The sequence below is a fragment of the Demequina mangrovi genome, from assembly GCF_000759715.1.
Classification (GTDB): domain Bacteria; phylum Actinomycetota; class Actinomycetes; order Actinomycetales; family Demequinaceae; genus Demequina; species Demequina mangrovi.
The window spans coordinates 171,038-184,084 of sequence record NZ_BBLU01000004.1 but is presented as its reverse complement, the minus strand read 5'-3'; the positions used below and the strand labels follow the sequence as shown (position 1 = coordinate 184,084).

General features: G+C 73.4%; 9 protein-coding genes and 1 tRNA gene. 5 read left to right on the top strand and 5 right to left on the bottom strand.

Features of this window, described 5'->3' with window-relative positions; translation table 11 throughout:
• Window positions 1-18 precede the first annotated feature (18 nt).
• Entirely contained in the window at window positions 19-864 is an 846-nt protein-coding gene (locus tag TR42_RS05435; RefSeq protein WP_042213744.1) for a Sir2 family NAD-dependent protein deacetylase, read from the top strand.
• A gap of 76 nt (window positions 865-940) precedes the next feature.
• Here the strand turns inward: TR42_RS05435 and TR42_RS05430 are convergent.
• Window positions 941-1,016 (bottom strand) — tRNA-Ala (locus TR42_RS05430).
• A gap of 209 nt (window positions 1,017-1,225) precedes the next feature.
• Here TR42_RS05430 and TR42_RS05425 point away from each other — a divergent pair.
• Window positions 1,226-3,436: a glycoside hydrolase domain-containing protein gene (locus TR42_RS05425; protein ID WP_042213742.1), complete on the top strand. Its 2,211-nt coding sequence runs from the start codon at window positions 1,226-1,228 to the stop codon at window positions 3,434-3,436.
• Between the two features lie 10 nt (window positions 3,437-3,446).
• A complete protein-coding gene (locus tag TR42_RS05420; RefSeq protein ID WP_042213741.1) occupies window positions 3,447-4,775 on the top strand; it encodes a glycosyltransferase in 1,329 nt (442 codons plus the stop codon).
• Window positions 4,776-4,985: 210 nt separating this feature from the next.
• Here the strand turns inward: TR42_RS05420 and TR42_RS05415 are convergent, their stop codons facing one another.
• The 3 genes from TR42_RS05415 to TR42_RS05405 are packed head-to-tail and all read right to left on the bottom strand — an operon-like array spanning window position 4,986 to window position 7,817.
• A complete protein-coding gene (locus tag TR42_RS05415; RefSeq protein WP_143058930.1) occupies window positions 4,986-5,954 on the bottom strand; it encodes a hypothetical protein in 969 nt (322 codons plus the stop codon).
• A gap of 52 nt (window positions 5,955-6,006) precedes the next feature.
• Window positions 6,007-6,585 carry a GNAT family N-acetyltransferase gene (locus tag TR42_RS05410; protein ID WP_042213738.1) on the bottom strand — a complete coding sequence of 193 codons (579 nt, stop codon included), beginning with the start codon at window positions 6,583-6,585 and terminating at the stop codon, window positions 6,007-6,009.
• Window positions 6,585-7,817 carry a molybdopterin molybdotransferase MoeA gene (locus tag TR42_RS05405; protein ID WP_042213736.1) on the bottom strand — a complete coding sequence of 411 codons (1,233 nt, stop codon included), beginning with the start codon at window positions 7,815-7,817 and terminating at the stop codon, window positions 6,585-6,587. The genes TR42_RS05410 and TR42_RS05405 overlap by 1 nt, the downstream gene beginning before the upstream one ends.
• Window positions 7,818-7,884: 67 nt before the next feature.
• On the opposite strand from TR42_RS05405, the gene TR42_RS05400 reads away from it, so the two are divergent.
• The gene (locus TR42_RS05400) at window positions 7,885-8,514 is read left to right on the top strand and encodes a 5-formyltetrahydrofolate cyclo-ligase (protein WP_042213734.1); all 630 of its coding nucleotides are present in this window, start codon (window positions 7,885-7,887) and stop codon (window positions 8,512-8,514) included.
• Window positions 8,515-8,524: 10 nt separating this feature from the next.
• Complete coding sequence (locus TR42_RS05395) at window positions 8,525-8,731, top strand: FmdB family zinc ribbon protein (RefSeq protein WP_042213733.1); 207 nt, start codon at window positions 8,525-8,527, stop codon at window positions 8,729-8,731.
• 66 nt (window positions 8,732-8,797) lie between these two features.
• Here TR42_RS05395 and TR42_RS14755 read toward each other — a convergent pair whose 3' ends face one another.
• Window positions 8,798-13,024 carry a PDDEXK-like endonuclease domain-containing protein gene (locus TR42_RS14755; RefSeq protein WP_042213731.1) on the bottom strand — a complete coding sequence of 1,409 codons (4,227 nt, stop codon included), beginning with the start codon at window positions 13,022-13,024 and terminating at the stop codon, window positions 8,798-8,800.
• Between the last annotated feature and the right edge of the window lie 23 nt (window positions 13,025-13,047).

The window sequence follows — 13,047 nt, the reverse complement described above, 5'->3', positions numbered from 1 at the left end:
GCCGGGAGGAGGAGCCGCGTGACCGCAGCAGAACCCAGGACACCCGAGCTCGCCGCGACCGCAATCTCCCGAGCGCTCGAGCTGCTCGCGGGACGCACGATCGCGGTCCTCACCGGCGCCGGCCTGTCGACGGACTCGGGCATACCCGACTATCGCGGCGCGACCTCTCCTCGACGCACGCCCATGACCTTCCAGGAGTTCGTGAGCGACGAGGCGCGGCGGCGGCGCTACTGGGTCGGCTCGCACCTGGGCTGGAGGACCTTCTCCACCACGCGCCCGAACGCGGGACACCACGCGCTCGCCGCGCTCGAGGACGCGGGAGCGGTCACCGGCCTCGTCACGCAGAACGTGGACGGCCTCCACCTCCGCGCCGGCTCGCGTCACGTGGTGGAGCTGCACGGCGACATGCGCGGCGTGTCGTGCCTGGCATGTCGCACCCGCTTCTCCCGCGACGAGGTCGCAGCGCGGCTCGAGAGCGACAACCCGGCCCTGGCGCTCCCGGGTGCGGTGCGGCTGGGGCCGGACGGCGACGTGATGCCGGAGTCGTGGGAGGGCCTCACGGTGCCCGACTGCACCGCGTGCGGCGGCGTCTTGAAGCCCGACGTCGTCTTCTTCGGAGAGCTTGTGCCCGCCGCGCGGACCCGGACAGCCGAGCGCATCGTCGACGAGGCCGAGGTCCTGCTGGTCGCCGGCTCCTCGCTGGCGGTGAACTCGGGGCTGCGGCTCGTGGAGCGCGCCCATCGCCGCAGCGCTGCGATCGTGATCGTCAACCGAGGCGCCACCAAGGGTGACCGGCGCGCCGACGTCAAGATCGATGCGGGGACCACGGAGACGCTCGAGGCGCTCGCATCCGCGCTCATCTAGCCGCCTGCGCGGCGTCCTCCCGGGCCGCCCCTCCGGGCAATGCGAAAGGGCCCGCCTGACGGCGAGCCCTTCGTGGTGGTGGAGCTGAGGGGAATCGAACCCCTGACCTTCTCATTGCGAACGAGACGCGCTACCAACTGCGCCACAGCCCCTGAGTGCCTGAATAGATTAGCACCACTTCCCGGCCCCGACGTACACCTTCGCCCGCATCGTCCCGGGCAAGTTCGCGGGGAAAGTTAAAGAGTCCGTCACATTTGCGCAATGGACGCGACACGCGACCCGCCTACGGTCTCCCCAAGGATGCTCGCCGACGTGCATCCCCCGCTCGTCAGGAGCAGGCTTCGGGAAGGGAGGTGCCGCCGTGTACGACGACGTCGATCCGTTCATCGGGACCGAGGCCACCGCGCTGCCCGAGCCCAGCGGCATCGCCGCAACCTGGTGGTGGCCCAAGCCTCAGGTCGGCAACACCCACCCCGGCGCCTGCTACCCCCTCGGGATGGTGTCCGCCTGCGCGTACTCGGGCGCCTACCCCACCGGCTACGGCCTCTACGACCTCTCGACCGAGGGCCGCCCCACGGCCCTCCACGACAAGCCCGTCGCCTCCGGCTTCACGCACTTCCAGCAGTCCGGTACCGGCGCGATCCGCAAGTACTACAACTACTTCCGCGTCACCCCGATGCTCGAGCCGCTCGACGAGCTCGACCGTGCCTGGGAGATCGTCGACGAGGAGGCGCACCCCGGCTACTACCACGCGGTCATGGAGAACGGCATCGAGGCCGAGCTCGCCGCGGGCCCCAAGTCGGTGGTGCACCGGTACACGTTCCCCGAGCACCCGTCGGCGCGGCTGGTGGTCGACTTCTCGCTCGGCGGCCTCGAGATCCCCTACGGCGCGACGCTGCCGCTGCGCGCCACGCTCGAGTCGGTCGAGCCGGGCGTGGTCCAGGGCGAGATCGTGGTCGAGGGCGTGCCGCTCGCGGTCTACATCGAGTGCGACGCCGACGACTGGCGCCAGATGCTCTGGTACGACAGCAGGCTCATGCCCGCGGGCACGCGCCTCGACCTCGACTCGATCCGCCCCAGCACCCTGCGCCCCTTCGGCCTCATGTGGAAGGGAGTCGCGGCACCCGGCAAGGTGATCGAGCTGCGCATCGGCTTCTCGCTGCGGGGCGTCGAGCAGGCGAAGAAGAACCTGCGAGCCGACCTCGGCGAGCTCGGCTCGTTCGCGACCCGCCTCGCCGGCACGCGCGAGACGTGGCGCAGCCTGCTGCACGCCGTCACGGTCGAGACCGAGGACGACGACCGCCGCCAGGTGTTCGCGAGCGCGCTCTACCACTCGCTCATCAAGCCGTGCTTCGCCCCCGACGAGAGCCCGTTCTGGCGCCAGAAGGGGCCGTTCGTCTTCGACGTCTCCACCATGTGGGACATCTACCGGACGCAGCTGCCGCTGCTCACCGCGCTGCTGCCCGACCGTGCCGTCGAGTTCGCCAACGCGATGCTCACCATCGCGGAGCAGGAGGGCAACCTCCCGATCGGCTACCGCATGGCGCGCGGCTCGGACCGCTTCAGCCGGCAGGGCAGCGCGCTGGTGCACACCCTGCTCGCGGACCTCGCGCACCTGGGCATGCACGACATCGACTGGGACTGGGCGCTGGTCCACATGCAGACCGACCTGCGCCGCGCGTACGGCGAGGAGTTCCTGCTCCAGGGCCACGCGCAGCCGATGAGCCACACCCTCGACCTCGCGTACGGCTACTGGTGCACGGGCGTGGTCGCGGAGCTCCTCGGCGACCGCACGCAGCTCAACGAGAACGTCGAGCTGGCCTCACGGTGGCGCAACGCCTTCGACCCGGCGACAGGCCTGCTCAAGGAGTCGACGTACTACGAGGGCACCCGCTACAACTACTCGTTCCGCCTGCTGCACGACATGGCCGCGCGGATCGAGATGGCGGGCGGCGACGAGGCCTTCGTCGGGCTTCTCGACGCGTTCTTCGGCTACGGCGCGGAGCCGGTCACCCAGCCCGGCGAGCGGCCGTCCGCGGCCGAGATGGTCGCCGGCTACTCGCTCGGCCGCTTCGAGGGCCTCAACAACGAGCCCGACATGGAGGCGCCCTGGGCGTACCACTACGCCGGCCGTCCCGACCGGACCGCCGAGGTGGTCCACGGCATCGTCCACCAGATGTTCGGGCCGGGCCGCGGAGGTCTCCCTGGCAACGACGACTCCGGCGGGTTATCGTCGTGGTACGTCTGGGCCTCCTTGGGCCTGTTCCCCGTCGCAGGACAGAACGTGTTCCTGCTCCACCCGCCCGCCTTCGCCTCAGCGACGATGCGCATGGCGCGCGGCGAGCTCCGCATCGTGACCGAGGGCTTCATCGAGCCTCGGCCGGGCGGACCGGTCCAGTACGTCCGGTCCGTCACACTCGACGGCTCCCCCGTCGAGTCCTCCTGGATCAGCGGCTCCGAGCTTCACCTGGGCGGAGAGCTGCGCTACGTGCTCGGGGACGCTCCGAGCGAATGGGGACGGTCCCACCGCCCCCCGTCCACCCCTCGCCCCACCGTGGGGCTGCTCCCGTGAAGGAGGTGTCATGAACACCGAGGTCAACCGCAGGCTCGTCATCATCGTCAGGGCCGATCCCGTCATCTGCGGGCACAGCGGAGAGGCGCGCAACCTGGCCGAGGTCGCGCTCACCCGAGGCTTCGACGATGTCAGGATCGTCACCTGGCCGCTCGAACGCCTCGAGGAGACCGGGCTTCCCTTGAAGCCCCTCGACACCGTCCTTCCCTACTCCCCCGGCATCACCGTCGAGCGCCCGGGGCCCGTGGGCGGATACAAGATCCCCGACGGCCGCTACCTCGCCGGCATGACCGGGCGCCTGGTGGAGCTCTTCACGGACGGCGTCCCCACGGTCGCGATGTCGCTGTACCTCCACCCGCACACCACGGCGGTGGCCGATGCGCTGCGCATCGCCCGCTCGACCGGGCTGCCGGTCAACGTCACCACCATCGCGGAGGCGGTGGGCTCGGACATCACGGACGTGGTCCGCTCGGCGGTGGACCACGGCGAGTTCGGCGCGGCCGCCGCCGTGCTGTCGACCTACCTCTCGCAGGACCTCTGCGTCGCGGTGTCGGACTACACCAAGCGTGTGATCGTGGAGTCCGCCGCGGAGCTCGACGCGATGTACGGCACCGCCTTCGCGGCGCAGTGCGAGTCCCGCGTCGAGATCTCCTACCCGGCGATCGACACCTCGGCGTACCTCGACCTCGACGCGGCGGAGACCGAGAGGGTCCTCGCGGCGCGCGGGCTGCGGCGCGGGGAGTACGTGCTGTACCTCTCCCGGCTCCAGAAGGCCAAGGGCGTCGACGACCTCATCCGCGGTTTCGCGGCCGCCGAGGGCTGCGAGGGCCAGACCCTGGTGATCGCGGGTCGCGGACCCGACCTCCCGTACTTCCAGCGGGTCGCGAAGCGCACCGCGGCGAAGGACAGGATCATCTTCCTCCAGGACGTGGGCGACGAGGAGAAGCCGCACCTCATGGCGGCCTGCACCGCGTACGCGCTGCCGTCGAAGCCCGCTCCCGAGTTCACGGAGACCTTCGGGATCGCGCTCGTCGAGAAGATGCTCGCGGGCGGCGGCCCGGTGATCACGTGCGACACCGGAGGGATCCTCGAGGCCGTGGGCGACACCGCCGTGGTGGTGCCGTCGGGTGACCCGTCGGCGCTCACCGTCGCGCTCAACGTGTGCGCGGGCGGGATGGACGAGGCGGACCGCGAGTGGTGGCAGCATCGTGCGCGCGAGCACGCGATGCAGTTCGACCGCGTCAACGTGTTCGACAGGCTGTTCGCCCGCCTCGAGCCCGTTCCCGCCACCGACAGCGTGCCGACCCTGGTCGCGAGCCCGAAGCGGGTGCGCGTCTGACCTGACGCGCCAACGCGTCGCCCCCCGGCTCGGGACGCTCAGTACCGGTCCCGGGCCGCGGGGGCCCGCTCGCGGGACGGTCAGTACCGGTGGCGCAGCGCAGCCCGCGCAGTACTGACCGTCCCGCGACGCACGCATAGCAGCTCGAGACCAGTACTGAGCGTCCCGACGCGGGTGGACGCGGTGGGCGGGGACGATGCGCGGCGCGCGTTACGCGGAGGCGCTGCGGCGACGGGCGAGGATAGAGTCGAGTGAGCCCGTGTCGGCCTTGGCCTGCTCGGTCGACGCGGCCGGAGCGTCCTGGTGGTAGGACGCGGCGGCGATGTCGCCCTCCTCGAGCGGACGGGCCTGCGCCTGACGGACCTCCGCCTTGAGCGTGTAGCTGGGCGCGGGGAGCTCGCGGGGGCTCCAGGCGGCCGACTCCTCGACCGCGGGGGCCTCGGCCTCCGCGGTCCGCTCGACCACCGGGGCGGGGGCCGAGAGCGGCGCGATGTCCGCCGAGGTGACGATCTTGATCGCCTGAGTCGCCACGTCGGACGGCTGCGAGTCGAGACCGGCGGCGCGGTCGCGGGTCACCTGGCGCAGCGCCTGCGTCGCGGTCGCGGCCGCACCGACCTCGCGTGCGACCAGCGCGAGACGCGCATCGACGCGACGCTGGGCCGCGGCGGCCCGCGCACCCATGACGAGCACGCCGGCCATGAGCGAGGTCATGACGGCGCCCGCGAGCGTGGTGACCGCGGTGAACGGCACGAGGATCCAGGCGATCATCGTGAGCACGGTGACGGCGAGCGCGACGCGGGCGCGGCGACGCGCGCGGGCCTTGCGCTCCGCGAGCGCGGCGGCGCGGTCCTTGCGCATCGAGATGAGCTGACGCTGCGCGGACGTCGCCGCCTTGTCGATCGGGCCGGCAGGACGCGACATCGACTCGGCGCCCAGGCGCGCGATCGAGGCGCGCGCGGCGCCGGTGGCGAGCAGGGGTACCTCACCGGAGTCGGTCGAGGCACGGGAGACGGCGCGCTTGACGCGCTCCGCCGTGGTCTTCACCACACGCATCTCCGCGGAGTAGCGGTCCTCGGTGCGCACCAGCGCGTAGTCGGCGCGTTCGCGGATCCGCTGGGGGATGACGTAGGCGAGCACCATTCCAAGGGCGATGATCGCGAGCAGTCCAGCGGGAGGCATGGGACGACCGTACGACCGTGCGGCCCGCGACCCGCGCAGGGCGCGCGGCGTGTCAGCCGTCGACGTCCCAATATCGGCTCGGACGAGGGTCGTCTTGAGTTCGGGCGAAGATCAGGTGGTCCCTCCAGGCCCCGTCGATGAAGAGGTACGAGCGCCGCTCCCCCTCCTCCGTGAAGTCCAGCTTCTCGGCGATGCGCCGGCTCGCCGCGTTCTCCGGCCGGATCGCGATCTCGAGGCGGTGCAGGCCGATGTCGAAGGCGTACGTCGCGGCCATCGCCGCCGCGCGGGTGACGATCCCGCGGCCTGTGTAGCCCTCGTCGATCCAGTAGCCCAGCGAGGCCGAGCGCTGAGCGCCCCACTGGATGCCCGCCACCGCGACGCGCCCCACGAGCCTCCGGTCCACCTCGATGGCGAAGGGCAGCGCGGACAGCTCGCGCCGCTGCCGCCGCTCGAGCCGCGTGAAGGCCCGGAAGGACATGTCCGCCGCCTGCGCCTCGGGCGGCAGCGTCGCCTCCCAACGCCGCAGCCACTCGCGGTTGCGGGCGCGGAGGTCCATCCATTCGGCCTCGTCGCGGGGCCGCAGCGCGCGCAGCCGCACCCCGGCGGACTCGAGCACCGGGCCGGACGGCATCAGTCGTCCCACACGGTGCAGCGCATGACGTCGCCCGCGCGCACCTCGGTGACCGCAGGGTCGACCCACGCGATGCCGTCGGCGTCGCCCAGGGCGGCGAGGGTGACGTCTCCCGGATCGCATGCCGGGGTCGCGGTGACATGGCCCTCGCGGTCGAGCCCCAGGCACACGGGCACGGCCTGCGTGATCCCGGCCGGCGACGGCCACCCGGTCGAGAAGCGCGCGCGCACGCCGGGGCGGACCGACTCGGTGAAGCCGCACATGCGCCGCAGCGCGGGCCTCACGTAGGCCTCGAAGGCGAGCGCGGCCGCCACCGGCGAGCCGGGCAGCGCGATCGCGGGCACCTGCCGCGCACCGTCCTCGCCCAGCATCGCGAAGGCGTGGTGCGGCCCGGGCGCGAAGGCGAGCGCGACATCGTCCACGCGTCCCAGGTCCCGGAGCACGGACACGACCGTGTCCGACTCGGCGTCGCTGAGACCGCCGGTGACGATGAGCAGGTCGGCGCGGACCAGCTGGTCCTCGAGCGCGGTGCGCAGCGCCGTGCGGTCGTCCGGCACCGGCCCCACGCGGACGGCGTGCGCGCCGGCGTTGCGGGCGGCGACGGCGATGAGGTGCGCCGTCGCCTCCGGAACGCCCGGACGCCCCGAGCCGACGTCGACCAGCTCGCTCCCCGTCGCGACGACCACCACGCGCGGCACGGGCCGCACCGTGAGGCGCGAATGCCCGAGCGCCGCCGCCAGCGCGAGCTCGCGGCCGCCGAGACGCCGCCCGGCGGGAACGAGCAGCCGCCCGGACTCCGCATCGGTTCCTGCGGCTCGGATCCCCGTGCCGGCCTCGACCTCGCCCGTGATCGCGACGCGCGCGACGCCGTGGTCGGTCGCGGCGAGCGGGACCACCGCATCGGCGCCCGCGGGGACCGCCATGCCGGACGCGACGCGGGCCGCGGTGCCAGGCAGGTGACGGCGGGGTCCGCGGTCGTTGAATGCGACCTCGTGCGCCACGGGGAGCGCATGCGCGAGCGGCACGTCGGAGGCCCGCACCGCGTAGCCGTCCCACGCCGCCACGTCGTGACGCGGCAGCGCCGCCTCCGCGACGAGCGGCTCCACGAGCGTCGCGCCCGCGGCGTCGCCGACCAGCACGGTCAGCGGCGGGATCGGGGCGAGCGCACGCGTCACCGCGTCACGATGCTCGTCGAGGGTGCGGGCGATCACGTCGGCTCCGGCCTGATGCATGAGGGAAGCCTAGGGACATGCCCGAGGGTGGAACAAAGATTTACCGAACTTTGGCACAATGGAGCCCATGACGCCGATGTCCGACAGCTCTGTGCGCGCACTCGAACCGGACGAGGCGAAGGCGCACCTCAGGGCGACGATCCGACGCGAGAGGCTCCAGCGGAGCGAGCGGCGGCGCCAGGAGGCGGCCGCCGCTCTTCGCGACCATGTGCTCGCGCTGACCTCGATCCAGGAGGCCGGCTGCGTCTCGGTCTACGCGTCGCGGCCGCATGAGCCGGGCACCGGTCCGCTCATCGAGGCGCTTCACCGGCGCGGCATCCGTGTCCTCATCCCGATGCTGGGCGACGGCCTCCAGCGCGGCTGGGGCGTCTATCACGGCATCGAGGACCTGGTGGAGCGCGCCCCGGGCCGCCCGCCGGAGCCGAGCGGCGAGTTCCTGCCGTCGACCACGCTCGCCGACGCCGACGTGATCGTGGTGCCGGCCCTCGCGGTCGACACGAGCGGGACCCGGCTCGGTCAGGGAGGCGGCTGGTACGACCGCGCGCTCATGGACGCGCGGCCCAGCTCGCCCGTCATCGCGCTCACGTTCGCGAACGAGGTCCGAGACGGCGCCGCCGAACCGCTGCCGCGCGAGCGTCACGACCTCGGCGTCGACATGGTCATCACCCCCGAAGGAGCACACTCGCTCCCCGCGTAGAATGGCCCCCATGCCTACGTACTCCTACGCGTGCACCGCGTGCGACCACGCGTTCGATGCGGTCCAGTCCATCCACGACGCCGCCCTGACCGAGTGCCCCGAGTGCACCGCGCCCGTGCGCAAGCGCTTCGGCGCCGTCGGGGTGACCTTCAAGGGATCGGGCTTCTACCGCACCGACTCCCGCTCCGAGTCGAAGTCGACGTCCAGCGCGTCCTGACCCGCTCGAAAGCAAGGGCCGCGCCATCCGGCGCGGCCCTTCTCATGCCCCTGGAGCCGAGGCGGCTCACCAGTGCGGCGGACGCTCGCGCTTGATCTCCTCGTCGCGGCTCGACCCGCCGTAGCCGCCGCCCCAGCCCTCGTCGAGGTCCTCGCTCGCTCGCGTCGGGATGAGCGGACGGCCGGCGGTGCGTGACGCCGGGCGGATGGCGGCGGTCTCGGGCTCGGGCTTCTGCTCGGGCTCGGCCGGCGCCTCAGACTCGGGCTGGGCCTCGGTCTCGGTCTCGGGCTCGGCCTCGGCCTCCTCCGGCTGCTCCACCGGGTCGACGTCCTGCTCGGGCCGGTCCTCGGGCTCGTCGACGTCCTCGAAGGCGTCGTCGGGGACGGTCGGGTCGGTCATGTCCTCATCCTGCGCCTCGGGCACCACGGAGTCGAGATCGAGCTCCTGCTGGACCGCGAGCGCCCGCGTCTCGACCTTGTCGGCGAGGATGTGCTCCGCCAGCATGACCGAGATGCCGAGCGTGATGTCGGGCGCCTCCACGGGCTGCTCGGGCGCGTCGTCCCCCGGCGCATCGTCCGCGTCCGCAGGCTCGGAGTCCTCGGCGCCCGTGACCTCCTCGACCGCGTCGACGTCGAAGACGTCCTCGACCGGCACGCGGATCGCGGACGTCTCGACACCGAGATCGAGCGAGGGCTGCTCCCACACCAGCGGGGCGCGATGGCTCTCCACGGCGTCGACGATCGATGCGACGGCCGCGTCGGGATCCATGAACACGTCGAGGGTCCACAGCGACACCACGGTCCACCCGAGCGCCTCGAGGCCGCCGTACTGACGGCGCATGCGGTCCCGGATGCTCGTCCCGCTGAGGCGCACGGCCTCGTCGGTGACCACCGCGACGGAGTAGCCGCGGTCGTGGCGGCCGCCGACCACCAGCGGGATCGCGTCCGCGCCGGTGCCGTAGCGCACGTGCACCGCGTACCCCTGGGCCCGCAGCCGCGACGCGATGTCGGCGAGCAGCCAGTCGCCCGGGGCGGGCTCGGGACGCTCGGCGGGCACAGGCTCGGTGGACGATGCGGCGATGAGGTCGCGCAGCCCGTCGATGCCCTCCGCGTCGCCGCCCTCGGCGATCGCGGCGAGGTCGTCGGTGCCGAGCGACGTGATGAGCGTGAGCGCCTCGTGGCTCGCCACGACGGCCTGGGCGAGGGTGCGGCCGCCGGACTCCTCGGACAGCACGCCGAGCCGCGAGGGCAGGGTGCCGTCGGTCTCCCGGGCGTAGCCGAGCGTGAGGATCACCTCGTCGACGTCGAGCCCTGCGGCGTTGCCGAGCGTGACCACGTCGACCGACTCGGCCAGGCGCGCGCCGCGCTCCTCGAGGCCGTCGCGCAGCCGCGCGGCGTGGAGCTCGTTGCCCGCGACGATCGCGAGGGTGCGCCGCGGCATCGAGTGCACCGCCGCATCGGCGTGCTCGATCACGGCGGCGACCTCGGCGCGGGTCGACTCGACCGTGCGCTCCCCCGCGACGGCGGTGCCCCGCGCGTCGAGCACGGTGACCGTGAGCGCGTGAGGCTGCCCGGCGGACGGAAGGGAGCTGAGCGCGCGGCCGTACGCGAGGGTGCCGAGCACCCCCGTGACGCGCGGGTCGCGCGGCTGCGGGGCCGAGTGCAACGACACCCGCGGGAGCAGGTGGGCGAGGGCGGTGACGGCGCTGCGCGTCGCGGACTCGGCGTCCCCCACCACGATCACCTGGCGGGCGCGGGCGAGCGTGGGAACGGTCTCCGCGAGCGCGAGAGACTCCGCGCCGAACACGATCGCGACGTCGACGCAGCGCGAGGGCGGCGCGAGCCGCGAGACCTGCTCGGCGGTGGCGAGCACCGCGGGCCGCAGCGCGGTCACAAGCGCCGGATGCGCACGCCACAGCTCGCGGTAGGGCGCGTCGGCGCCCTCGACGAGGGTGGCGAAGAGGTCGCGCGCGGAGTCCGGGTGGCGCGCGATCGCGAGGCGGCGACGCTCGGCCACCGCGCGCATGAGGGGACCGACGCGCGACTCGGCGAAGTCGCGGTCGCACACGAGGAAGCGCTCGACCACGCGGCCCATCGCCCCCTCCTCGGTGAGGCGGGGGTCGGCCGAGACGATCGAGTCGAAGGCCGAGGCCCACCACGCGAACTCGAGGTCGCGGCGCACCTGCTCGGGCGACGCGTCGCGCTCGCGCAGCTCGGCGAGCAGCGGGCCCAGGCCGGCGGCCTCGACGTCGCGCTCGATCGGGAGCGCCTCGGCCGCCTCGAGGGTGCCGGGGACGCCCTCGGCGAGCCGCTCGAGGACCTCGCGCACGCGGTCCCACGGCTGGTCGAGCAGCTCCTTCTCGCCGGACACCGCCGCGACGGGCTCGGCGATCCGCGACCACAGGCGCAGCGCCTGGTCGATGCGGTCGGAGTAGAGGTCAAAGTCGTCAGGCACCACGGGCCAGCCGCCCGCGGAGCAGTGCGCGCGCCAGCGCAGCGCCTGGGCGTGCGCGTCGAGGAGGTGCTGGTGCAGCTCGTCCTTGGTGCGGCCGGGTCGCAGCAGCTCGACGGCGCGGCGGCGGAGCGCGCGACGGTCCCGGCGGGCGAGCTCGCCCGCCTGGGGCGTGCCGGGCGGGGCGGTGGCCGCCACGAGATCGTGCAGCGAGCGGTGGAACACCGCCGGGGAGAAGATCTCGAGCGTGACGCGCAGGTCGGTGAACAGGCCCACCTGGTCGGCCCAGGCCGCGATCGTGGGCGCCTCGTCCATGCCGGTCTCGTGCGCGGCGATCTGCGCCTCCGCGCGCATCTTCGGCAGGTGGCGCACCACCAGGGTCGCGAGCGCCTCGTCGAGGCGGGCGCCCTCCGCGGGATCCTCGGTGACCGTCGACCACCAGGGCACGAGCGCGGTGGTCGCGGGCGCGGGGGCCGGAGCGGGCTCCTCCTTCTGCGCGTCCGGGTGCAGCTGCTCGTTCATCGCGTGCGCGACGGAGGCGAAGCCGTGCTCGGCCACGAGCGCCGCGGCCTCGGGGCCCAGGCGCAGCTGGGTCTGCGGCGCGGGCGCCGTCGAGATGAGCCGGACCACGGCCTGGACGGCGTCGTACGCGCTCACGTCCCACGGACGATGCGAACGGTGGAGCGCGTCGAGGCGCCCCTGGAGCTCGTGGCGCGCCGTGAGCAGGCTCTCGCCCGCGGAGCGGAGCGCCTCGTCGTCCACGTCGTCGACGCCCATCGTCATCGAGGTGAGCAGACGGCGTCGCGCGGTCTCGTTCCAGGACCCGACGGCGCCGGAGATGTAGGCGTCCGACGCGCCGACGCGGTCGAGCCGGCGCGCGACGGCGCGCGCGGCCTGCTCGGTGCCGCCGACGGCCATGACGGCGCGCCCCGAGGCGGCCGCGTCCGCCATGATCGCCGCCACGGTGCCCGCAGGATCGGATCCCGGGGGCGCCTGGAGGAACACGGAGCGGCCGGTGGCGATGAGGTCGAGCGCCGCGAAGCCCGCGTCGTCGAGATCGCCGACGCCGCGCTCGGCGAAGGGGTCGCGGTCGCCCGTGGGGAACGCGGGCAACGGCTGCGCGAGCATCGCCTGTGCCTCGCGGTCCCCGGCGGTGGCCGCGAGGATGTCCGAGGCGCCGATGACGGCGTCCATGTCGTCGAGGTCGTCGAGCAGGCGCTGCTCGGGGTCGTCGAACGCCCCGACGAACAGCCGGTCGCCCACCTCGATCTCGGGGAAGGCCTCGCCGAGGCCGCGCACGTGCTGCCACAGCGGGCGCGGATCGAACTCGACGCCCGGTCCCGCGACAGGGGTGACGCCCGGGAGACCCGCTCCGACGCCGCGCTCGCGCGCCTCGGCGACGAAGACGGGGTTGACGGCGACCTGGTCGAGCATCGTGACGAGCACGTCGCCCTGGCGGCCCGGCTCGAAGTGGACGGGTCGCATCACGAGCGGCAGCTCGCGGCGGCGGCCGTCCTCGTTCCAGGCGACGGTGCCCACCACCATCGCCGCGGTCCACACGCCGGTGGCCGCCTTGACGCGATCCGCGTTCTCGCGGATGACCCGCGCGCGATGGAGCGCCTGGGCGTAGTGCTCGGGGTCGCGGATCAGCGCGGCGAGCGAGGTCGCGCGACCGGCGAACAGGGGCGCGAGGCCGCCCGGGTGAGAGCCGCGGAGATCGACGATCGTCGTCTCGCTCGCTGCGAGATCGCGCAGCGGTGACACGGTCGCGAGCTGCTGGAGCTGCTCCCTCCATTCGCGTAGGGCGTCCGCGACGAGCGCGCGCCCGATGTAGTCGACCACCGTCCTACGGTAACGGTCAGGTC